Origin of the sequence: Thalassotalea sp. Y01, from assembly GCF_012932945.1 — a bacterium.
Lineage (GTDB): Bacteria > Pseudomonadota > Gammaproteobacteria > Enterobacterales > Alteromonadaceae > Thalassotalea_A.
In genome coordinates this window covers 191,571-215,338 of record NZ_JABBXG010000006.1, presented here as the reverse complement: position 1 = coordinate 215,338, position 23,768 = coordinate 191,571, and the positions used below count along the sequence as shown (strand labels likewise).

At 44.3% G+C, this 23,768-nt stretch carries 21 protein-coding genes; 12 read left to right on the top strand and 9 right to left on the bottom strand.

From position 1 onward, the window contains the following. Positions 1–25 precede the first annotated feature (25 nt). From rodA to leuS, 8 genes are all read right to left on the bottom strand, one after another. Positions 26–1,147 (bottom strand): rod shape-determining protein RodA, encoded by a 1,122-nt coding sequence (rodA, locus tag HII16_RS10935; RefSeq protein WP_169130084.1) that lies wholly within the window; start codon positions 1,145–1,147, stop codon positions 26–28. Then, positions 1,147–3,111 (bottom strand): penicillin-binding protein 2, encoded by a 1,965-nt coding sequence (mrdA, locus tag HII16_RS10930; RefSeq protein WP_169130082.1) that lies wholly within the window; start codon positions 3,109–3,111, stop codon positions 1,147–1,149. Before mrdA ends, rodA begins: the two co-directional genes overlap by 1 nt. A gap of 6 nt (positions 3,112–3,117) precedes the next feature. Continuing rightward, positions 3,118–3,588: a 23S rRNA (pseudouridine(1915)-N(3))-methyltransferase RlmH gene (gene rlmH, locus HII16_RS10925; protein ID WP_135439771.1), complete on the bottom strand. Its 471-nt coding sequence runs from the start codon at positions 3,586–3,588 to the stop codon at positions 3,118–3,120. Positions 3,589–3,593: 5 nt separating this feature from the next. Continuing rightward, on the bottom strand, positions 3,594–3,917 hold the full coding sequence (gene rsfS / locus HII16_RS10920; RefSeq protein WP_169130080.1) for a ribosome silencing factor: 324 nt from the start codon (positions 3,915–3,917) through the stop codon (positions 3,594–3,596). An 83-nt stretch (positions 3,918–4,000) separates the two neighbouring features. Continuing rightward, positions 4,001–4,654: a nicotinate-nucleotide adenylyltransferase gene (nadD, locus tag HII16_RS10915; protein WP_169130078.1), complete on the bottom strand. Its 654-nt coding sequence runs from the start codon at positions 4,652–4,654 to the stop codon at positions 4,001–4,003. Between the two features lie 22 nt (positions 4,655–4,676). After that, entirely contained in the window at positions 4,677–5,732 is a 1,056-nt protein-coding gene (gene holA / locus HII16_RS10910) for a DNA polymerase III subunit delta (protein ID WP_169130076.1), read from the bottom strand. A gap of 13 nt (positions 5,733–5,745) precedes the next feature. Beyond that, the gene (lptE, locus tag HII16_RS10905) at positions 5,746–6,258 is read right to left on the bottom strand and encodes an LPS assembly lipoprotein LptE (protein WP_169130074.1); all 513 of its coding nucleotides are present in this window, start codon (positions 6,256–6,258) and stop codon (positions 5,746–5,748) included. Continuing rightward, a complete protein-coding gene (leuS, locus tag HII16_RS10900) occupies positions 6,258–8,837 on the bottom strand; it encodes a leucine--tRNA ligase (RefSeq protein ID WP_169130160.1) in 2,580 nt (859 codons plus the stop codon). The genes lptE and leuS overlap by 1 nt, the downstream gene beginning before the upstream one ends. A 205-nt stretch (positions 8,838–9,042) precedes the next feature. Between leuS and HII16_RS10895 the strand changes: the two genes are divergently transcribed. From HII16_RS10895 to HII16_RS10885, 3 genes are all read left to right on the top strand, one after another. Next, complete coding sequence (locus HII16_RS10895; protein WP_169130072.1) at positions 9,043–9,534, top strand: hypothetical protein; 492 nt, start codon at positions 9,043–9,045, stop codon at positions 9,532–9,534. A 100-nt stretch (positions 9,535–9,634) separates the two neighbouring features. Next, the gene (locus HII16_RS10890) at positions 9,635–12,025 is read left to right on the top strand and encodes an ATP-binding protein (RefSeq protein ID WP_169130070.1); all 2,391 of its coding nucleotides are present in this window, start codon (positions 9,635–9,637) and stop codon (positions 12,023–12,025) included. A gap of 235 nt (positions 12,026–12,260) precedes the next feature. Further along, positions 12,261–12,929: a cyclase family protein gene (locus tag HII16_RS10885; protein ID WP_169130068.1), complete on the top strand. Its 669-nt coding sequence runs from the start codon at positions 12,261–12,263 to the stop codon at positions 12,927–12,929. A 35-nt stretch (positions 12,930–12,964) separates the two neighbouring features. Here the strand turns inward: HII16_RS10885 and HII16_RS10880 are convergent, their stop codons facing one another. Continuing rightward, positions 12,965–13,348, bottom strand: coding sequence for a hypothetical protein (locus HII16_RS10880; protein ID WP_169130066.1), 384 nt, complete (start codon positions 13,346–13,348; stop codon positions 12,965–12,967). 185 nt (positions 13,349–13,533) lie between these two features. On the opposite strand from HII16_RS10880, the gene HII16_RS10875 reads away from it, so the two are divergent. The 9 genes from HII16_RS10875 (at position 13,534) to nuoI (ending at position 23,768) form a co-directional block, all read left to right on the top strand. Beyond that, positions 13,534–14,022 (top strand): GNAT family N-acetyltransferase, encoded by a 489-nt coding sequence (locus HII16_RS10875; protein ID WP_169130064.1) that lies wholly within the window; start codon positions 13,534–13,536, stop codon positions 14,020–14,022. Positions 14,023–14,257: 235 nt separating this feature from the next. Beyond that, positions 14,258–14,734, top strand: coding sequence for an NADH-quinone oxidoreductase subunit A (gene ndhC / locus HII16_RS10870; protein ID WP_169130062.1), 477 nt, complete (start codon positions 14,258–14,260; stop codon positions 14,732–14,734). A gap of 38 nt (positions 14,735–14,772) precedes the next feature. Beyond that, positions 14,773–15,372 carry an NADH-quinone oxidoreductase subunit B gene (locus tag HII16_RS10865; RefSeq protein WP_228445615.1) on the top strand — a complete coding sequence of 200 codons (600 nt, stop codon included), beginning with the start codon at positions 14,773–14,775 and terminating at the stop codon, positions 15,370–15,372. Then, positions 15,369–17,180: an NADH-quinone oxidoreductase subunit C/D gene (nuoC, locus tag HII16_RS10860; protein ID WP_169130060.1), complete on the top strand. Its 1,812-nt coding sequence runs from the start codon at positions 15,369–15,371 to the stop codon at positions 17,178–17,180. Before HII16_RS10865 ends, nuoC begins: the two co-directional genes overlap by 4 nt. Before the next feature lie 11 nt (positions 17,181–17,191). Further along, positions 17,192–17,815: an NADH-quinone oxidoreductase subunit NuoE gene (gene nuoE / locus HII16_RS10855; RefSeq protein ID WP_169130058.1), complete on the top strand. Its 624-nt coding sequence runs from the start codon at positions 17,192–17,194 to the stop codon at positions 17,813–17,815. Further along, entirely contained in the window at positions 17,799–19,175 is a 1,377-nt protein-coding gene (nuoF, locus tag HII16_RS10850; protein ID WP_169130056.1) for an NADH-quinone oxidoreductase subunit NuoF, read from the top strand. The genes nuoE and nuoF overlap by 17 nt, the downstream gene beginning before the upstream one ends. Beyond that, positions 19,162–22,242: an NADH-quinone oxidoreductase subunit NuoG gene (nuoG, locus tag HII16_RS10845; protein ID WP_169130054.1), complete on the top strand. Its 3,081-nt coding sequence runs from the start codon at positions 19,162–19,164 to the stop codon at positions 22,240–22,242. The genes nuoF and nuoG overlap by 14 nt, the downstream gene beginning before the upstream one ends. After that, positions 22,232–23,248: an NADH-quinone oxidoreductase subunit NuoH gene (gene nuoH / locus HII16_RS10840; RefSeq protein ID WP_169130052.1), complete on the top strand. Its 1,017-nt coding sequence runs from the start codon at positions 22,232–22,234 to the stop codon at positions 23,246–23,248. The genes nuoG and nuoH overlap by 11 nt, the downstream gene beginning before the upstream one ends. Further along, positions 23,241–23,768 (top strand): NADH-quinone oxidoreductase subunit NuoI, encoded by a 528-nt coding sequence (nuoI, locus tag HII16_RS10835; RefSeq protein WP_211183488.1) that lies wholly within the window; start codon positions 23,241–23,243, stop codon positions 23,766–23,768. Before nuoH ends, nuoI begins: the two co-directional genes overlap by 8 nt.

Genomic DNA, 23,768 nt, shown 5'->3' with positions numbered 1-23,768 from the left:
CAGGCCAATATCGTATTTTATTCGTTTAAGAGGAAATTAATCGCCTGTGAGTACTGATTGCCATCAGTACACCAAAGCCGGCCATCAAGGTAACCATGGAAGTGCCGCCATAACTTACCAATGGCAGAGGTACGCCAACCACAGGCAAGATACCGGATACCATGCCGATGTTTACAAACACATAAACGAAAAACGTTAAAGTCAGGCTACCTGCCAATAGTTTAGTGAAGGCCTCTTGAGCATGAGTGGCAATCCACAAACCACGCATAACAATTAATAAGTAAATGGTTAATAAGCCAATGACACCAAATAAGCCAAATTCTTCACTAAATACAGAGAAGATGAAATCGGTATGACGTTCAGGCAAAAATTCCAGTTGTGATTGGGTACCTTGTAACCAGCCTTTACCGGTTAAACCACCAGAGCCGATGGCAATTTTAGATTGAATGATATGGTAACCAGCACCGAGCGGATCTTCTTCAGGGTTCAGGAATGTCAGCACCCGTTGTTTTTGATAATCACGCATCAAAAACATCCACAAAATTGGTAGGAAAGCCGACAATAATCCCGCACATATGCCAATTAAACGCCAACTGGCACCGGCCAAAAATAATACGAATACACCAGAGCTGGCAATCAGTAACGAGGTTCCTAAGTCCGGCTGCTTGGCGATCATTAAGGTTGGGATCATAACCAAGGAAAAGGCGATAATGATGTGTTTGTTTTTTGCCGGTAAATCATATTTTGCAATAAACCAAGCAACGGTCATCGGTACCACAAGTTTCATGATTTCCGAGGGTTGGAATTTCATAAATCCCAAATCAAGCCAGCGCTGCGCACCTTTACCAACGTGGCCAAACAACAATACGCCAAGCAACATCAATAGACCGAGTACAAACACTACCACAGCCCAACGTTGATAAACCACCGGGGAGATTTGCGCAACCACAAACATGACACCTAAACCTATGCCTAGGCGAATCACTTGACGTACTACCAAGTCCATGTCTTGGCCACCTGCGCTGTATATCACAGCTAGGCCGAGCCCCATTAATACCAACAACACAAATAACAACGGCAAATCGATATGGATCCGCTGCAAAAAGGATTTCTTCTTTGTTTCGTCTTTACCGGTATTGCGTATCATTATTTATTTTTGCTCTGACTTTTACTGACCAAGGCGCGATTGGCGAAATATTGATCCATGATTTGACGGGCAACCGGGCCGGCGTTTGAACCACCACCACCTACAGCGACGTTTTCAATGGCTATGGCAACAACAATCTCTGGTTTATCATGCGGCGCATAAGCAATAAACATCGCATTATCACGCTGATTTTCCGATAATTTTGTCGCATCATAGTCAACGTCTTCAGCACGACCAACAACTTCACCGGTACCTGATTTACCCGCGGCTTGGTAATCGCTACCTAAAAACGCGTTATAACCGGTACCCGCAGGTTTGCCAACCGTAGCACGCATGCTATCTAGAATAATATCCCAGTTGTTTTCATCGGTCAGCACAATTGGTGGCTTCTCATTGATTTCAAACGGGATGATTTGTTTTTCAAGGTCTCGGGAAGTGGCAATCTCGATACCATCTGTTGCCTCGGCTAACGTATTCTCTGCAGTTAACTCAACTGGTTCGTGAATATGTGAGACAAAATGTGGTTCAACGACACGGCCTTTATTTACTAAAATGCTTGTGGCTTGGGCCAATTGAATCGGCGTTACTGTCCAGTAACCTTGACCAATACCGATATTTACTGTGTCACCATGATACCAAGGCTGGTTGTAGCGAGCACGTTTCCAGCCTCGACTTGGCAAGATCGCCGGGCTTTCTTCATAAATATCGATACCTGTAGATTCACCAAAGCCAAATTTGGCCATGTTCTCACTGATACGATCTACACCAATCTTGTACGCTAAATCGTAAAAGTAGGTATTGCAAGAGCGCATAACCGCTTCTTCAAGGGTAACCCATCCATGTCCCCATTTGAGGTGGTCACGATACTTACGCTTACCATTTTTTAAGCGGAACCAACCCGGATCCCATATTTTTGATTCTTCACGAATCAAATTTTCTTCAAGGCCAATTAAGCCGAGAAATGGTTTGATGGTCGAGGCGGGCGGGTACGTACCTTTGGTAACACGGTTGATTAACGGCTTATCTCTGTTTTGTAGTTTCTTGTAGTTTTTTGATGAAATGCCGTGTACAAACAAGTTGCCATCATAACTGGGGTTTGAATAAAACGCCAAGATGCCGCCGTCTCTCGGATCCATGGCGATAACGGCACCACGGGTACCTGATAAAGCGCGTTTGGCGATCATTTGCAACTCAATATCAAGGCTAAGGGTTAGATCTTTGCCAGATACCGGAGGTGTATAGTTTAAAGTGCGCAGAATACGGCCACGGTTATTCACTTCAACTTCTTGATAGCCCATTTGCCCATGCAGCATATCTTCATAAAAACGCTCAAGCCCCAGCTTGCCGATATCTCGCGTTGCTTGGTATTGTTCGAGTTTATCTTGTTGCTCAAGTCGATTTAAATCTCGCGTATTAATTTTGGCAACATAGCCAAGCGAGTGGGTGGTCAGATCGGCAAACGGGTAGTAGCGTTTTAGGCGTGCATCTATAACCACACCTGGCAAGCGGTGCAGGTTTACGGATATTTTGGCAACTTGCTCATCATTGAGTCTGGATATTAATTCAAGCGGTTTAAAGCGACGCTTAAAACGCATTGATTTGATAAAGTTTTGCTTTTGCTCTTCGTCAATGGCGATAATTTCTGTCAAGGTGGTCAATGTATCGTTGATATCATCGACTTGCTCAGGAATGATCGACAAACTAAAAACCGGGCGGTTTTCAGCGAGTAATACGCCATTGCGGTCATAAATTAAACCTCGATTCGGCGCAACCGGCAGCAGCTTGATGCGGTTCTTGTTAGAGTGAGTTTGATATTTCTCGTAGGCATTAACTTCTAGGTCATAGATATTGTTGAACAATATCAAAATCATCACCAATACGCCGATAAAGGTGATAAATGCGCGACGTGCGAATAGGTTCGCTTCAGCGCTATGGTTTTTTATACTGACCCGTTTTACTGCCAAGGGTTACTACTCCCGATGATAGGGGTGATTATTATTAATACTCCAGGCACGATACAGACTTTCTGCAATCATGATCCTTACCATGGGGTGTGGTAGCGTTAGAGGCGATAATGACCACTTTTGTTCCGATGCTTTTATGCATGCCGGCGCCAAACCTTCAGGACCACCTACCAATAACGCCACATCTCTGCCGTCCATTTGCCAATTTTGCAATTGAGTCGCGAGTTGTGGCGTGGTCCATGGCTTGCCTTCCACTTCTAAGGTCACTACACGAGAACCTTTTGGTACCGCAGCCATGGTTTGCTCGCCTTCTTTTTCTAGAATACGAGCGATATCAGCATTTTTACCACGCTTACCTGGGGTGATTTCTACCAGATCAAAGCTCAGATCACGAGGAAAGCGACGGGCATATTCACTAAACCCCTCAGCAATCCATTTTGGCATCTTATTGCCAACGGCAATCAGGGTAATGCGCATAAGTGCTAGTCTTCAGTCCAAAGTTTTTCTAACTGATAAAAGTCGCGAATGTCATCCGTCATAACATGGACAACGACATCGCCTAAATCAAGCAACGCCCATTCACCAATATCATTACCTTCAATACCCAAACTATCAAACGATGAACGTTTTACTTCGGTATGTAAGTTATCGGTAATTGATTTTACATGACGTGTAGAGTTACCCGAGCAAATAATCATAAAGTCGGTAAAGCTTGCTTTGCCTTGCACGTCTATGGTGACAATATCGCGAGCTTTCATGTTATCTAGTTGCTCTAGGACAAATTCAACTAATTGTTCAGTTTGCAATAGGATTCCTTACTGGTCGGTTAAAGGCCGTTTACAGCCACAAAATTGCTTACTCATTTCGGCTATTCTAGCCCGAACTGGCACTAATTTACAGAGCTTGGACGCTGATATAGCTGATTTTCTTTAATGTAGCGTGCGATGTAGTCAGGTAACGGCAAATTTTGTTGTTGGTCAGTTTCTATACTGTGGCGGATTTGTGTTGAAGAAATGTCTATCTGACAAGTATTTAGCAACAATATCAGTCCAGAAGGCTTGGCCAATACTTGCTTGATATCATCGCGAATCTTGTCGTGCAGTGGGGAATTGGATATGTCAGTTGGATCATAGCCTGGGCGAGTGCTAACCACAAAATGACAGTGTTGCAAGATGTCATCGATGCGATACCAGGTATGTAAATTCAATAATGAATCGGTACCAATGAAGAAAAACAACTGCGCATCAGGGTTCTCTGCTCGAAGTTCGATGATAGAGGTTAACGTATATGATGCTTGCTGGCGTTGCAATTCTCTGTCATCGCAGACAAATAATGGTTCGTGCTGACATACTAAAGTAATCATCGCTAAGCGTTGTTTACTGCTGGCATGGGCTAAGGCTTTATGAGGTGGAATGTTGGCAGGCATGAGGCGCACTTGGCTAAGGTTTAGCGCATTAGCGAGGTCTTTACATGGTTCGATATGGCCTGAGTGTATGGGGTCAAATGTGCCGCCAAATATGCCAATACGCTGTTGATTCGTCATAATTCGCTCGTGAATCGACTGTTTATGCCTGCATATCGTAATCTAGGGCCAACGCTTGTGTTCCATCGGCAAAATAAAGACTGATGCACACATCGCTAAGCAAAAGAAACGGGTCGAAATCACTGGCGGTTTTGCTGATCAAGTCGACTTGCCCTAAACGCTTTTTCGCTTGTTTGATGTTGTTAATGGAAACCTGTTTTAAGGCGTTTTGGTAGAGCGGCTTTTTCTTATCCCAGACTTTAAACTGCTTCATGACATCGTTAAAGCTGTCGCCTTGACTCAGCAGAGTTTGCATCTGCTCTAACTGACTTAACTGATTATGCAGTGCCCAAATCAATTGTGCGCCCACCACGCCTTCGTGCTTCATTTGCGTAAGCATGTCATTAACTTTGCTAAGTTCGCCTGCCAATAAAGCGTCGGTTAATTGAAATGGCGTAAACTTAGATTGGCGTATCAATAATGATTCCAAATGGTTGGCGTCAATGTACTGCTGATTATACAGCAACATTAGCTTTTCCATTTCTTGCGCAAGAGCGGGGATGTTACCAGCAAAAAAGTCAATCAACATGCGTTGCGCATCTGCGCTTAAGTTTAAGTTAAGGCGCTGACATTGTTGAGACAACCAAATAGTTAAACCTTTGCCTTCAAGGTCATACAAGGGAATGTAGCAGCCTTGCTTTTCTAACGTTTTAAACCATTTCTTTTTACTACTTGAGGCATCTAACTTATTGCCATGCAAGATCAACATCACATCGGATTGCCCGGTTGCTTGCAGTTCAGCAATTTCGGTTAAAACCTTACTACCTTGCTCATTAACTTTGTTGTTGCCCATGTCTATTTCAATGATGCGCAGGCTGGAGAATAAACTCAAGCTGTTAAATTCATTGAGCAAGTCATGAAAGTTAAAGTGCTCGTCATTACTGAACCGAATAAGTTCATCGTAACCTTGTTGCTTGGCGTGTAATTTAATTTGCGCGAGTGCGTCATTTTTCTGCCAAGGCTCATCACCAAACACTAAAAACGTGTGATTAAGTGTTTTCTGTAACTGCTTGTTGAGTTGGCTATGATAAATGCGCATTAATTACAAAACCTTAAATTTCAATACTGGCAAGGTTTCTAAGAATGATATCGGCGGCTTCCAAACGCATTTCTTTGCGCAGTAAGCTTAATTCCCGTGATTTTGCTAACGCTCTATCGGGATCATCTTGATAGTTTCGAGTGACGTTGAAATTAAATCGTTGGCTCTCATCGTAAGCAACAATAATTTCGTAACTTACCGAGTAGGTCAGTTCATATTCGGCAACTTGACCATTTTCAAATAAGCTCAAGGTACGACGACTTAAACCGTCTTTGACGATACGAAGATGTGGAATATTGGTGTCAGCGGTTTTAACAATGTTGACGTCATTGACGGCCAAATGTTGTTTAACCAAACGAGTGAGCTCACCATGTGGGTCCGGAGAGCTAACATAAAGTGTTTGCAGTTGCTCTGGAAGTAAGTAATCACCGCGCAGTTTAAATCCACAACCACTGATTAGAGAGACCGTAAGCAGAGTGCTTACGGTCAGGGTGAACAGATTTTTAATGGTTTTTTTTAATGACATTAATTGGCCACAATATTCACCAGTTTGCCAGGTACATAAATGACCTTACGAACGGTTTTTCCTTCAGTAAACTTAGTAACATTCTCCTCATTAAGAGCTTGTTTTTCAACATCTTCTTGAGAAGCAGTGCTTGCTACTGTGATCTTAGCACGTAATTTGCCGTTTACCTGTACAATAACCAATTTTTCGTCTTCAACCAAGGCTGCTTTGTCAACTTGTGGCCATGCGGCCTCTTCAACTTCGCTGCCGTCACCAACAAGTGCCCATAGTTCATGACCTAAATGCGGGGTAATTGGCGTAAGCATCAAGACAATCGCTTGCACCGCTTCTTTCATTACCGCTCTATCAGCGTCTGACTCTAGCTTGGCTTTAGCTAGTGTGTTCATCAATTCCATAATGGCTGCGATAGCCGTATTAAAGGTATTACGACGACCAATATCATCAGTTACCTTAGTGATGGTCTTGTGTACTTCACGACGAAGGTTCTTATGTGTTGCTTCAAGTGTTACTTGGTCTAATGCTAAGGCATCACCGGCTTCGGTAAAGTCATGAACCAATTTCCAAACACGTTTTAAGAAGCGATGCGCACCTTCAACACCAGCATCAGACCATTCTAGTGTTTGCTCTGGTGGCGAGGTGAACATGATAAACAAACGAACGGTATCGGCACCAAATTGGTCGATAACTTCTTGAGGATCAATACCGTTATTTTTTGACTTACTCATTTTGCTCATACCAGCAGAAATAACCGGCATGCCATCAACTTTTGAGTTTGCTGAAATAACTTGGCCTTTGTCGTTGCGTTCAACATCAACATCGGTTGGTGAAATCCAGGTTTGTGCACCGTTACTTTCTTCACGGTAATAGGTATCCGCTAAAACCATGCCTTGACACAATAAGCTTTTGAACGGTTCATCAGATTCAACTAAGCCGACATCACGTAGCAATTTGTGGAAGAAGCGAGAATACAATAAATGCAAAATGGCGTGTTCAATACCACCAATGTATTGATCTACAGGCAACCAGTAATTGGCTTTTTGTGGATCTAACATGCCAGTATCATGCTCAGGAGAACAATAACGGGCGTAGTACCATGACGACTCCATAAAGGTGTCGAAGGTATCGGTTTCGTGGAATGCAGGCTGACCATTGTAGGTTGTTTTTGCCCACTCTGGATCGGCTTTGATTGGCGATGTAACACCATCCATAACCACATCTTCCGGTAACTCAACGGGTAACATGTCTTCAGGTACTGGTACTGATTCACCGTTTTCCAATGTTAACATTGGAATTGGCGCGCCCCAATAACGTTGGCGAGAAACACCCCAATCACGCAAGCGGTAATTAACGGTGATTTTACCTTTACCTAGAGATTCAAGTTTCGCGGCAATCGCTTTAAATGCGGCATCAAAGTATAAGCCGTCAAATTCACCAGAATTTACTAAAGTATTTTTCTCAACGATAGCGGCCAAGTTAATATCGTCGCCTTCGGCAGCGGTAATGACTTGTTTGATTTCAAGGCCGTATTTTTTAGCAAATTCATAATCACGTTGATCATGACCTGGTACTGACATAACCGCACCAGAGCCGTAATCCATCAATACAAAGTTCGCTGCCCATACAGGCACAAGTTCACCGGTTATCGGGTGAATCGCTTTAAGACCGGTATCAACACCAAGTTTTTCCATGGTCGCCATTTCCGCTTCACTGGCTTTGTTGTTTTTGCATGCATCAACAAAGCTGGCTAGCGCGGCATTGTCTTTCGCAGCATTTAACACCAACGGATGCTGGGCGGCCAATGCGACGTAAGTAACACCCATTACGGTATCAGGACGAGTAGTGTAGATATCAAAGCTTTCGTCGCTGTCAGCCAAATCGAACGTCATATCAACGCCTTCAGAGCGACCAATCCAGTTACGTTGCATGGTCTTTACTTGCTCAGGCCAGTTTTCAAGCTGATCCAAGTCGTTTAATAACTCTTCCGCGTAATCGGTGATTTTGATAAACCACTGTGGAATTTCTTTGCGCTCAACAATAGCGCCTGAACGCCAACCGCGACCGTCGATAACCTGCTCATTTGCTAATACGGTTTGATCAACTGGATCCCAATTTACCGTGGCGTTTTTCTTATAGACCAAACCTTTTTCATAAAGCTTGGTGAAAAACCATTGTTCCCAGCGGTAGTAATCTTTTTGACAGGTCGCAAATTCACGATCCCAGTCATAAGCAAAACCAAGCGACTTAAGTTGGTTACGCATGTAATCTACATTTTCATAAGTCCAAGATGCCGGCGCGGCTTTGTTTTTAATCGCCGCGTTCTCTGCCGGCAAACCAAACGCATCCCAACCCATAGGCTGTAAAACATTTTTGCCCTGCAGACGTTGATAACGACTGATCACATCACCCAATGTGTAGTTACGAACGTGGCCCATATGTAGGCGCCCACTTGGGTAAGGGAACATTGATAGGCAGTAGAACTTTTCTTTGCCTTCAATTTCTTTGGCTTTAAATGTTTTTTTTTCCATCCAGCGTTGCTGAATTTTTTGCTCAATAGATTGAGGGTTGTAAATGGCTTCCATCAAAAGATTTTCCGAATATGATTGTCGTAAAGCGCCGCTACCAAAGTTTCATTAAGGCGTATTTTTCGCCTTGTTGGTCGTGCTTGAGGCGCAACATCCCAAATTAAAAATATGGCGGCAATATTACCTTATTTCGCCCCTGTCTCACAATGCTTTCTTGTGACTATACTTAAAACAAATGGGAGCTTTTAACGAGGAGCTCAAAGTGGCAGAGAAAAATCAGCAATATCAAAGCTTATTCGATCGCATTGGCGACTGGCTAAATGAGGCTGCGCCCAATGAAATGAATAATGTTAAACAATGGGTTAGCAAAGCCGAACAACTTATCGATGCGGCTGCTGACGTATCGGTCAATGAATATCAATTGAGTATCGACAGCTTTAAACATGATTTGTTTGGCTTTTATCGTCATTATCAACAAGATGCCGAACAGTCTTTGTATTTGGTTGGCTTGCAAGAAGGGATGTGGCAGCACCTGGCGAATATGACGGATCAAACCCAAGTAGAATGGCAAGAGTTTCTCGATGATATAGATCACGATGGCGTATACAAAAGCGGTGACTTAATTGGCTTTGGCCGAATCATTTGCACCAATTGCCAACATAAGATGGATATCACCCACGCGTGTAAAGTCATAGACTGTCCAAACTGTGGTCACACTAGCTACATTCGACAGGCATTTGAGCACAATATTTAAGCAATTGAATTCAATCAGTGACATTGCGGTTATTTAGGCTTTGATTTTTGCTGCTACACGTGGTTACACTGGCCTTAAGCAATAAAAATAAGGACAGTAGATGACAGCGACTACAGATGCGTTACAGGTTCCCATTGAACAGTTAACCGCAGCGTTGCCTGCACAATTGTTTACCCAATCGGTTGTTGATGACAAAGTAAAACAGAAATTTATTGGCCATGATCGCGCCAAAGAAGCGCTGAATTTTGGTCTGTCGATGACGTCTAACGGTTTTAACGTGTTTGCTAAAGGCGAACCGGGCACCGGACGACAAACGCTGATTAGCCAAATGCTGGCGGAATTCGCGTCCAATGAAGACACTGCTGATGAGTGGTGTTATATCAATAATTTTGATGATCCCCAAGCGCCCCACAAGCTCTATTTGAATGCCGGTGAAGGCAAGCAGTTACAGGCAAAAATTAACGATTTGCTCGATGACTTACTCGACTTGTTCCCTGAAATTTTTGATAATCCGGGCTACCAACGTCAAAGAGCCTCCATCGACCGTGAGTTTAACAAACGCTATGACTCGGCGATTGAAGAGCTCGAAGAATATGCCTATTCAAAAGATGTTGTCCTATACGAAGAGAAGGGTGAAATCAGTTTTTCGCCATTGGTCGATGGTAAGCCGCTAGGTGACAAAGAGTTTGCCAATCTCGATGAAAAGACTCGTACCGCCTTTTATCATTTGCTAGAAGAGCTTGAAACCATGCTCAGCGAGAAGTTGCTTGAGCTGCCACTGTGGAAACGTGAATCAAGTGTGGCATTGCGAAAATTGAAATTCGATACCGCAGAACAAAGTATTCGTCCGCTTTTAAAAGAGCTTGAGCATGAGTTTACCGCCAACCTTGGCGTGCTTAAATATTTGCGTCAGGTAAAAGATCATATCACCGAAGTGGTACTGGATATTCTGGTTGATGAAAATTCAGATAATCCTCGAGATGATAAAGCCTGTCGTAAATTATTGGTTGAACGCTTTATGCCAAACTTATTGGTTGCGCGAGAAACCAATGACGGCGCTCCGGTTGTTTATGAGCAAAACCCAACATTTCAAAATTTGTTTGGTACCCTCGATTATTCATCGATTCAAGGTGCGGTTTATACCAACTACCGCTTAATTCGTGCCGGAGCCATGCATAAAGCCAATGGCGGGTATTTATTACTGGATGCGGAAAAGCTGTTATCTCAGCCAATGGTATGGCAGCGCTTAAAGTTGGCGTTGAAAACCGCTGAAATCCAAATTGAACACCCTTATGCAGAGATGAGTATTGGTGGCAGCGTCTCTTTAGAGCCTGAAAAAATCCCTCTAAAAGTCAAAGTAGTATTACTTGGCAATGCGGAAATTTATTACACCTTGCAAGAGTACGATCAGGAATTTACCGAACTGTTTCGGGTCTTAGCCGACTTTGATCGTCATGTTGACAAAAGCGACGAAAATTTAAGATCTTATGCGACCTTGATACGTCAACATGCGGCAAAACATGAATACCCGTATGTCGATGATGAAGCAGTCAGTTTATTGGTGCGTTATTCACTGCGCAAAGCAGAGCATCAAAATAAATTGTCGGCCAATATCGTCAATATAAATGACTTATTAGACGAAGCGGTGTTTATTTGGCGTATGGATGATCAAGAGACCATTCAAGCCAGTCATGTTGAAGCCGCGCTTACCGCGAAAAAACGCCGCTCTGGGCGCTTAAGCGAAACTTGGTTACAGGAAATTAAAGAAGAACAGGTTCTTATTTCTACAGAAGGTGCAGCCGTCGGTAATGTCAACGGCTTAACCGTACTGGAAATTGGCGACAGCGTATTTGGTACGCCTGCTCGTATTTCCGCTACGGTTTATGCTGGTGCGCAAGGGGTTACTGATATTGAACGAGAAGCTGAACTTGGTAAGTCGATTCACTCAAAAGGTGTTTTGCTATTAATCGGTTATCTGGGTCATAAATATGGTCAAGGTTTTCCATTATCCATTTCTGCCAATATTGCTATCGAGCAATCCTATGGCCATATCGATGGCGATAGCGCCTCAATGGCAGAGCTTTGTGCTCTGATTTCATCGATTACTGGTTTGCCGATTAAACAAGAAATCGCCATCACCGGATCAATGAATCAACATGGTGGAGTGCAATCTATTGGTGGCGTAAATGAAAAAATCGAAGGTTTTTATCGTCTATGTAAGGACAAGGGCTTAACCGGTAGCCAAGGGGTTATTATCCCTAAAACCAATATGATGAACTTAATGCTGGACCAAGACGTTATTGATGCCGTGCAGCAAGGGAATTTTGCAATCTACGCTGTCGATAACGTCGATCAAGCGTTAGAGATATTGCTTGATGAAAAGGCTGGTACCGCCAAACGTGACGGGAGCTATCCGAAAAAGAGCATTCATGGTCAGGCACTTACTCGCCTTAAAATGCTATCGGATCTGCTTAATGGCAGTGATGACTAAGTCTTTACCTTAGCCTTAAATCTGCGTTAATACCCTTAACACCTTCAATAAAAGCGCCTTAATCAAGGCGCTTTTTTGTCGTCATTTTTTACAACTCATTTGTTACTGACTTAGCGGCGTTACAGAGCCATCTATCCGTCATTGTTTAAGTTAACTACTGTCAAAGTGATCTTTTTTTGCAGTTAACTCTGTTGTTGTTAAAGTAATAAGTAATATCATTATCAATGCTAAATATATGAATAAACTTATCGACTTAAGTCATACCATTGAAGAAGGAATGATTACCTACAAGGGTTTACCCGCGCCGTTAATTTGTGATTACTTGAGTAGAGAAGCCTCGAAACAACATTATCAACAAGGTACATCATTCTTGATAAGCTCCATTGAACTGTGCTCTAACACCGGAACCTATCTTGATTCGCCGTTTCATCGCTATGCAGAAGGTAAAGATTTGTCTGAACTTGAGTTGCAAGCCTTGGCAGACTTGCCGGCCATTAAGGTCGTCATTGAGGATAATGTTACCGCCATTGATAAACGCTACTTTACGGGCTTAGATTTGCAAGACAAGGCGGTGTTAGTGCAAACCTTATGGTGTCGACATTTTAATAGCGAACAATACTTTGAAGGGCACCCCTATCTAACCGCCGATGCCGCAGTTTACTTACGTGATAACGGGGTGAAGTTGGTGGGCATTGACTCCTATAATATTGATGATGTCAGCATTGACACTCGACCAGTACATTCGACTTTGCTCGGTGCCGATATTCTTATAATCGAGCACATGTGTAATTTAGATGCATTACCTAATAGCGGTTTTCAATTTTTTGCTGTGCCGGTGAAAATGAAAAATGTCGGTACGTTTCCGGTCAGGGCATTCGCTCAAGTCAAAGATACTTCGTGTTAAATCGAGCCCGTTGCTTGCACAGTTGGCTAAGGGTTTTAGGCTTTGGGGGAGATCGCAGCGAAAATAATAAACGGTCCTAAAGGTAAGGTAAGTATGCCGACGTAACGAAAATAGGGTTTAAGTTGTTGCGCTACTTGGAGCGCAAATGCTTGATGTTTTTTTACCGGCGTAAAGGTCAAACCCAACGCCACCAAGACCATCAATAGACCAAACATATCGAAAAATAACGGATATCGTGTTGCTTGAGCATAGGTTATGAACAATAAACCAAACCCCAACCGGGTTAAAATTTCAAACGGGTGAAAATAGCGCCAGTGGCTAAAGTGAATGATACGCTCGGCAAACTGTACCGGTCTTACTACCATTTGCAGGCAGAAATAGCACATCAGCAACCCAAAGGCGATAAACACCAACATCATTGTTCCTTACACCTATAATAATGAGCTATTAATATCAGTTTGTTAGTTAGTCTGTCAAAAAGCTAAGAGCTAAAAGCTAAGGACTAAGAACTAAGAACTAAGAACTAAGAACTAAGAACTAAGGACTAAGAACTAAGGACTAAAGCGAAAACAAAACAATAGGCAATCCGACACAGGAGCACAACGTGGCCAATATAATCATTAAAGACGCTGTTGCCAGCGATGCAGAGACCATCATACATTTCATACGAGAATTAGCGATATATGAGAAAGCCGAGCATGAAGTGGCAGCAACCGCCGATGATATTCGAGCTAGCTTATTTGATCCTCACACCACAACCCAAGCGGTACTGTGTTATGCCGATGATAACGTTGTAGGTTTTGCGGTGTTTTTCCTCAATTATTCAACCTGGTTAGCGAAAAACGGTTTGTATCTTGAGGATCTGTATGTCTCGCCAGACTTTCGTGGTATTGGTGCTGGCAAAGCGCTATTGCATCATTTGGCTGGATTAGCCGTGGCTAAAGACTGTGGTCGCTTTGAATGGAGCGTACTGGATTGGAATACGCCAGCCATCGAATTTTATCAATCAATAGGCGCCAAACCTTTGACCGAATGGGTTGGCTATCGCCTTGCTGGCGAGGCCTTAATACAGTTCGCTAAAAGTCCACTGTGATGCAAGATACCGCGATTCCTAAATTGCCATGAAAAAACTTACCAAGTTCTGTCGTAAATCTTTGTAAGTTTTTCATTTCTTTGTCTATTATTTAATCAGTAACAAAAACAACAACTCAACGCAACGGGCGTTGAGGTACGATAAGAATCACTGAGTTGAGCAACTAATTAGGCTTCAACTGTTTTCGGTATTGTTGGCTATCGCTACTTAGCATGGGGCGCTTTGCACCAGAACTATGTCGATAATAACAGTAATAACATCAAGCGTTCTCGCAACAACAACACTGGCAGATGCAGACAGTGGTACAACGCTGTGGCCTATTGCCTTGTATTTTATTTCCTTGGTCGTGCTATTGGCCTTGATGTTGTTTTTGGCGAAAAATCTAGGTCCCAAAACCGATCGCCGTCACACCCATACACCCTATGAATCTGGCATTGTTGCCGCTGATGCGCCGAATAGCCGTTTTACCAGTCATTTTTTCCTTTACGCCATTTTCTTTGTCATTTTTGATTTAGAAACCATTTTTTTATTTGCTTGGGTCATTGCCTTTGATGAAGTCGGTTTAGCCGGATTTATCGAGGCGTCTATTTTCATCTTTATTCTGTTAGCGGCATTAATCTATGTATGGCGCATAGGTGCGCTTGAACTGAAGCATAAGCACAAACCGGTGAAATTACCGAACGAGTCCATCAAACAATCAGGAGAGCTGTAATGGAATGGTCATTAACAAAAGCAGCCCTTGATCAACAAATGCAAGACTCACGCGCTCAGGCTGAGCAAGATTTAAAGCGCAGCGTATTGTTTGCCAAGCTTGATGATTTGCTCAATTGGGGTCGTAAGAATTCAATCTGGCCATTTAATTTTGGCTTATCCTGCTGTTATGTCGAAATGGCCACCAGTTTTACCTCGCGCCACGATATCGCTCGATTTGGTGCCGAAGTTATTCGCGCCACGCCAAGACAAGCTGATTTGATGGTGATATCCGGTACCTGCTTTCGCAAGATGGCACCGGTTATTCGTCACCTCTACGACCAATTACTCGAGCCTAAATACATTATTTCGATGGGCTCTTGTGCCAATTCCGGTGGCATGTATGACATCTATTCGGTAGTTCAAGGCGTCGATAAATTTATCCCCGTTGATGTTTACGTGCCGGGTTGTCCGCCGCGTCCAGAAGCCTTTATGGAAGGTTTATTATTGTTGCAAACCAAAATTGCCAATCAACCGAGACCGGTAAGTTACGTTGTTGGTGAGCAGGGGGTGCGAGAAATAGATAAGCCCTCTTTACGGGATATTAAACAGCAAAGTCGTATCGACGTGCGCCAACTGGATGAACCGGACAGCGTATGAGCGATAGCAATAAACCCCACTTTTTAAGTGGCAGCAAAGAGTGGCAACCAAGGTTTGATATTGCCTTGCTTGATGAAATTCTCGCTGAGAGTCCAAGTCTTGAACTGCAACCAGAAGGCGCAGAGCAAGCGATTAAAGATGGCATAGAAACCTATTGGGTCAAACCGCAACAGTTATTAACCTTGATGCAAGTATTGCGTGATGGTGTTAATGAAGGTTTTGACTTTTGTTTTGACATTACCGCCATTGATGAGCGTTTGCGCGAACATCGATTAGCAGAGCAGATTGCCGATTTTACCCTGGTTTATCATTTGCGCAGTTATCAGCGCAATCGTGATGTACGCATTAAGTTGGCCTTAAATGTTGGCAATACTGGTGTCGACAGCATTTCGCATATATGGCCTAACGCCAATTGGTATGAACGAGAAGTCTATGACATGTTTGGCATCGAGTTTCGTAACCATCCACATCTTACCCGAATTTTAATGCCACCGACGTGGGTTGGTCATCCGTTATTAAAAGATCATCCTGCCCGTGCCACCGAAATGGATCCATTTCAATTGCCGGACAGTCAGCAAGACATTGAACAACAAGCGTTAAAGTTTCGTCCTGAAGAATGGGGAATGAAACGACACAGCAAAATCGCCGACTTTAGCTTTTTGAATCTTGGCCCAAACCATCCTAGTGTTCATGGTGCATTTCGCATTGTGCTGCAAATGGAAGGGGAAGAGATTATCGACTCGGTGCCCGATATTGGTTACCACCATCGTGGCGCTGAGAAAATGGGTGAGCGCCAATCTTGGCATAGTTATATACCTTACACCGACCGCATTGATTACCTCGGTGGTGTAATGAATAACTTCCCTTATGTCATGGCAGTGGAAAAGCTCGCGGGTATTGAGGTACCTGAGCGAGCGAAAGTCATTCGTATTATGACCGCCGAGATGTTTCGTATACTGTCACACTTATTGTTTTACGGCACTTTTGCCCAAGATATTGGTGCCTTATCGCCAATCTTTTACATGTTTGTCGACCGTGAAAAGCTGTTTGCCATTATTGAAGCTATTACTGGGGCGCGCATGCACCCAAGCTATTTCCGTATTGGTGGTGTCGCACAAGACTTACCAAAGGGGTGGGACAAATTGGTGCGTGAATACGTCGAGTATTTACCTAAGCGTCTTGATGAATACGACAAGATGGTCATGGCCAATGAATTATTGAAAAAGCGAACCGTACATGTTGGTGCTTATAGTACCAAAGAAGCCATCGAGTGGGGCGTTACCGGACCGGGTTTACGGGCAACCGGTTACTCTTGGGATCTTCGTAAGCAACGTCCTTATAGCGGTTATGATCAATTTGAGTTTGATGTGCCAGTTGGTCACAACGGCGATTGCTACGATCGTTGTAAAGTGCGAGTTGAAGAGATTCGCCAAAGCATTCGCATTATCAAACAGTGTTTAGAAAATATGCCTGAAGGCCCATACAAAGCTGATCATATTGCCACCACACCGCCAGATAAATCGCGTACCATGACCGATATCGACACCTTGATACCGCATTTTGTCAATGTATCCTGGGGGCCAGTTATTCCGCCAGGCGAAGTGTCGGTTAGTGTCGAAGCCACAAAAGGCATTATGGCATATCACTTGGTCAGTGATGGCTCGACCATGAGCTATCGCACTCGCATTCGCACCCCAAGTTTTGCCCACTTGCAAATGATCCCGGCGATATCTCGCGGGCAAATGGTCGCTGACCTGATTGCCACCTTGGGCAGTATCGATTACGTCATGGCCGACGTGGATCGCTAGGGGGAATAATCATGAATCGACTCATAGATCTAGCTAAGCAAAACCTTGAACAACATATCGATGACCAAAACGTACAATCACAATCAAGCATAGATTGTCATTACATTGACTATAAACACTATTTAACCGATGCCGAAATTGCCGATATTGAACACGAAGCCGATATTCTTGAAGAGCGTCGAGCAGCAGGCATTGAAGCGCTAAAAATAGTTCAGCAACAGCGCGGTTGGATCAGCGATGAATCGTTATATGCGATTGCCGATTTATTGCAGATGAGTGCCGCCGAACTTGATGGCATAGCGACGTTTTATAACCTTATTTACCGCCAACCGGTTGGTAAATATGTGATTCATTTATGCAACTCCATCTCCTGTTATTTAACCGATTTTGAAGGTGTTGCCAAAGCCATTAAAGATGAGCTCGGAATCGATTACGGACAAACAACCGACGATGGCCTGTTTACCTTAATCACCAATGCCTGTTTAGGGGGTTGTGATAAAGCGCCGGTAATGATGATAGCTGATCGCCATTTTGAGCATCTCACCAGTGAGTCTGTTGTGACCTTACTTGGTCAGATACGAGAACATGGCTTACCGGAACTGGCTATTGGAGGCAAAGATGACTCAGCCCATTAATACCCCTCTAACAGCGCATGTGAATTTACTATCGCCGCCAGATTATCAACGCTATGTCGATAGCGGCGGATTTGTTGGCGCTAAGAATGCGCTGGCAATGAATCAAAGTGATTGTCTCGGCCAAGTTAAAGACTCTGAATTAAAAGGTCGCGGCGGCGCTGGCTTTCCGACAGGAATGAAGTGGAGTTTCGTGCCTATGGGCGACGGCGCCCCTGAGCGTAAGTATCTGATTTGTAATGCGGATGAGATGGAGCCCGGTACATTTAAGGACAGATTATTACTAGAAGGTAATCCGCTGCAATTGGTTGAAGCTATGCTTATTGCCAGTTATACCATAGGCGCAAACCAAGCCTTTATCTTTTTACGTGGTGAGTACCATCTTGCAGCTCAACGCATTCAAGCAGCGATTGATGAAGTGAAAAGCCAAGGCTGGCTTGGCAATAATATTCAAGGCAGTGGTTATCAACTCGAACTGTATTTGCATACCAGTGCCGGACGTTACATTTGTGGTGAAGAAACCGCGCTCATTAATGCGCTTGAAGGTCGTCGAGCAAACCCAAGGGCTAAGCCGCCTTTCCCACAAGTTAGTGGTCTATTTGGCAAGCCAACTATTGTTAATAACGTCGAAACCTTGTGCAATTTACCGCATATTTTTGCTCATGGGGGCCAATGGTTTAAAGAATTATCAGGCGATAGCGACGCCGGTACGAAAATATATGGCGCCAGTGGTCGTTTAAAAAATCCTGGATTGTGGGAAATGCCGTTTGGCAAAACCTTGCGTGAGGTGTTGTACCTAAACGCCGGCGGATTACAAGATGGTTTGAAGTTTCGGGGATTACTGCCAGGTGGTGCCTCTACCGACTTTTTGGTGGAACAGCATTTAGATGTTGCCATGGACTATGACTCCATTGCGAAAGCCGGCAGCCGACTGGGCACCGCCGGTTTAATTGTGCTTGATGATCATAATTGCCCTGTGGGCATGGTGCGTAACCTGTTGCAGTTTTTTGCTCAGGAATCCTGTGGTTTTTGCACCCCATGTCGAGATGGCACGCCATGGGCGGTTGAGTTGCTCACTCGCATTGAACACGGTCACGGCACCATGCAAGATATCGACGCCTTGGATCGTTTGTGTGACTTTATGTGGATAGGTAAAACCCATTGTGCGTTAGCACCCGGCGCGGTTGAGCCATTGCGCAGTGCGCTTAAATATTTTCGCGATGATTTTGTTGAGCATGTTGAAAAAGGTTGCTGTGCCATCGCTCAGGGGAAACGCCCCGGCACGTTAGGCTTGACAGGCCAACGCTTGACCAATGCCGCTGATACTCATGCGCAACAAGGAGCAAGCCATGACGGAAAATAACCAACAAAACGAGGTGACGTTTTACGTCGATGGTAAACCATACCAAGGGCAGGCAGGAGATAATTTACTGTCGGCGATGCTCTCTAACAAGCTTAATGTACCGTATTTTTGTTGGCATCCAGAGCTAGGCTCCATTGGCGCATGTCGCCAATGTGCGGTGACCCAATACAATGATGATAGCTGTCAAAATGGTCGCTTGATCATGGCGTGTATGACGCCAATTACTCAAGGCATGCATATTGGTTTGAGTGATGACTACTCAGCTGATTTTCGTGAACAAATTATTTCGGCAATGATGACCAATCATCCTCATGATTGCCCTGTATGTGCCGAAGGCGGCGAATGTCATCTGCAAGATATGACGGTGATGACAGGTCATAGCCAACGTCAATTCCAAGGGGCTAAACGTACCTTTAGTAATCAGGATTTAGGGCCACTAATTGGCCATGAAATGAATCGCTGTATAACTTGTTATCGCTGTGAACGTTACTATAGTGATTACGCTCATGGTAAAGACTTTGCGGTATATGGCTCGAAAAACCAAGTGTATTTTGGTCGCCAACAAGACGGCGTACTGGAATCTGAATTCGCCGGTAATTTAGTGGAAGTCTGTCCGACCGGAGTATTTACCGATAAGCCGTTTTCTCAGCATTATTCACGCAAGTGGGATTTACAATCATCGCCCAGTGTCTGCCAAGGTTGCAGTGTTGGCTGTAATATCAGTGTTGGCGAACGGTACGGCATTACCCGTCGTATAGTCAATCGTTACAATCACGACATCAATGGTTATTTCCTTTGTGATAAGGGCCGTTTCGGCTTTCAATACGTCAATAGCGCAACACGCATCCGCCAACCTCAGGGGTTTGATATCCAACCGAGCCAGCAAAGTAGCAAAGGCAATAATGGCCAAGCTAGCAACAGTTTGTCGGAAAAACATATTATTGGCCGTTTGAGTCGTTATAAAACGCAACGCTTTGTGGCAATGGGCTCGGCCAGTGCATCAATTGAAACCAACTTGGCATTAAAACATTTATTTGGCAGTGCTCAGTTTTGCTCGGGCTTAACCGACGCGCAAACCGAGCAGTTGGCTTATTTCGATGGGTTTAATCGTCGTTTTGGCAGTGACAGTGTGCGTGATATTGAACAATGTGACTGGTTACTTGTGGTTGGTGAGGATCTAACGCAAACCTCGCCACGACTTGCCTTGGCCGTCCGACAAATGGCCAATAACGTCAGTAACGCCAAAGCGGCACAATTAAATGTGCCACAGTGGCAGCAGCAAGCGGTAAAAACCCTAGCGACCGATATGCAAGCCCCCATTTTCCAATTAACCCTTGGCAAAAATAAATTATCTGACATTTGTGCTGTGAATGGTTATCAATCGCCTGCTGATATTGTTGTCAGCTTAGCGCAGTTAACCAAAGCGTTGACTCATACCATAAAGGACTCATCTGCAGGTGACGATGACAGCCAACAAGACTTTATTCAGGTCGCCTTAGCCGCTTTAAAAAACGCGCAAAAGCCAATGCTGATTTGCGGTCAATCTTTAGCGGGCAGCGATCATCTAAGTGCGTGTGAGCAATTACTTAATGTCATGACAAGTCAGGGCAAGACCGTAAACGTTTGCAGTGTCCCTAAAGACGTCAATAGTTTGGGCTTGTATCAATATCTTGATTCTGACTGTCTTTCGATTGAGCAAATGTTGGCGCTAAGTCAAGCCGAGAACTTTGATGGTATGGTTGTCGCAGAGCAGTCTGGGCAAAGCTTTAGCAAGGCGCAATTACAAACCATGCGTGACACATTCGATACCATCATTTGCTTAGATTATTGGCACAACCCAATCAGTGAGTCGGCGGATGTGCTATTGCCCGTGGCAACATTTGATGAGTCACAAGGATTGGTGGTCAATTTTCAAGGCAAAGCGCAATGCTTTTATCCAGCATTCACCGCCAAACTGCCTATATTGCCAGCTTGGCGATATATTAAATTGATTGATGAGGCGATGGGCAATGGTCATTTATCTCAGCCAGAGCAAGACGTAAACGATAACGCCTCGCTGTCGTTAAGTCGACGACTACAACCATCTGAAAAGCAACATTTAGCACATTCATTACCGAAATTTTGGCTTCGACTCAAACAACTGCAGAGCGACTTTATCGATACGGATGCCTATGTACGCACTGGACAGTGGTTATTAGCATCTAGGCAAACGCCACGAGCGTCAGGACGTACCGCCATGTATGCCAATCAAAGTGTGCATGAACCCAAATCAACAATTGATTTGAGCTCGCCATTTAACTTTTCAATGGAGGGCTTTATATCACGTGAAAACCAAGCGCAACAATTAAGCGGCGAACAACAGGCTGCACCGCCTGCCAATGCATATAGTTGGGCACCAGGATGGAACTCAAACCAATCGGTAAGCAAGTACCAAATTGCACCGGGTCAAGCGTTGAATAAGCCCAATGCCGTAGTGCATATTTATGATCCAACCAGCGGTCAATCGCAACCGAAAGACAGCCAAACCCATAAACATCAGGCGGCTAAGCAAACAGCGTCGGCCTCGCAAAAAAGCCAAGGTGAACTCAACTACCTAGGTAGCGAAGCGCACATTTTTGCCGATGATGCAAAAGGTCGGTTAGGTTTTGATTTTGAATTGTTATCGCCGCTACCTGCGGCGGTGATGTCGACGGATATCGCACAGTCATTAGCGCTTGAGAGCAGCTCTCATCTGCGCCTTAATTGGCAAGATAGTGCGCTTGCCAAAGTCATGCCAGCACAAACCTTACAATTGTTTGTTTGCGATGAACAGGCCGATGGCTGCTTGTTACTGCTTAACAGTTTATGGCGACAAGCAGATATTACCTTTGCCAATGAGCATACGGATATTGGCGCACAACTGCAGTTAACGGCCGCGAGTGCGCAGCAAGTCGACGACTATGAACAGTCGCTAGCAGCGCATTTGAACAATACTCAACAACAAAAAGCACAATTGATTGCCGATTTAAAACAACAGGATCAATATATACCAATCCGCCTTGTTGCTGGAGGCCTAGATGATCGCTAAGTTGATTGAAATTGTTGTTATCCTAGGGTTGTTGATCCCAATCGCAGCAATGTTGGTGTGGGTTGAACGACGTCTCATCGGTATCTGGCAAGACCGTTTAGGTCCTAACCGCGTAGGCCCATTTGGCATTTTACAATCTGTTGCCGATTTATTGAAAATTCTCGGTAAAGATGAATTTACGCCAAAATTCGCTGACCGATTTATATTTGTTTTGGCACCGCTAATTGCCGCCGTTACGGTATTGATGAGTTTTGTCGTGGTGCCATTTAGCGACACCATCGGCATAAGCAACCTCAATATTGGTGTGTTGTTTTTTATGGCGATGACATCTTTGGCGGTATACGCGGTCGTTCTTGCGGGGTGGGCGTCAAAGAGTAAATACGCCTTACTCGGCAGTATGCGAGCCGCGGCACAAACCATCAGCTACGAAGTCTTTATGGGCTTGTCGCTTATGGGGGTGATCATGCTTAGTGGTAGTTTTAACATGCGCGATATTGTTGAAGCGCAACAAGATGGTTGGTTTATTAGCTCACAGTTTATTGGCTTTTTTGTGTTTCTTATCGCCGGTATTGCTGAAAGTCATCGTTTACCGTTTGATTTACCAGAAGCGGAAACCGAATTAACCGCTGGCTTTCACACCGAATATTCAGGCATTAAATTCGCCTTGTTTTTCCTTGGCGAATATTTAGGTGTCACCCTTATTTCGGCGATGTCAGCGACCCTGTTTCTTGGTGGTTATCTGCCACCGGCGTTTCTGCAAGATACAATGTTTGCGGCTATCCCCGGTATTATTTGGTTCCTTGCCAAGGTCAGTTTGATGATCGTGTTTTTTATCCTGCTGCGTACCTCATTGCCTCGCCCACGCTTTGATCAATTACTGGCCTTTGGTTGGAAAGTCATGCTGCCGTTGTCACTGATTAATTTATTGGCAACCGGGGCGCTGAAGTTAACCGGCGTATTGGCCTTTGTCGACAACCTGTTTTTAACGGGAGTTGCCTATGCTTAAGCTTATCTGGAGCCAATTTCGTACCATGGGCTTGGTACTCAAGCACACCTTTAGCAAAGCCGATACCGTTGAGTATCCTGAGCAAAAACCGTATTTAGCACCGCGTTATCGTGGTCGTATTGTGCTTACCCGCGATCCCGACGGTGAAGAGCGTTGTGTAGCCTGCAATTTGTGCGCGGTCGCATGCCCGGTTGATTGTATTGCCTTACAACAAACCATCGACCCTGATGGCCGCAAGCGCGCTGAATTTTTTCGCATTAACTTTTCCCGGTGTATTTTGTGTGGCTTTTGCGAAGAAGCGTGCCCAACCTATGCGATTCAACTTACCCCCGATGTCGAGATGTGTGAATACGACAGACAAAACTTGGTTTATGAAAAAGATAATTTGCTGATCAGTGGGCCCGGAAAGTATCCGGATTACAATTTTTATAAACACTCAGGGGTGGCCACCAACGTCAAGCAAAAAGGCGAAGGTGAGAGCGAACAAAAACCGGTGAACGTAAGAGATTTAATGCCTTAA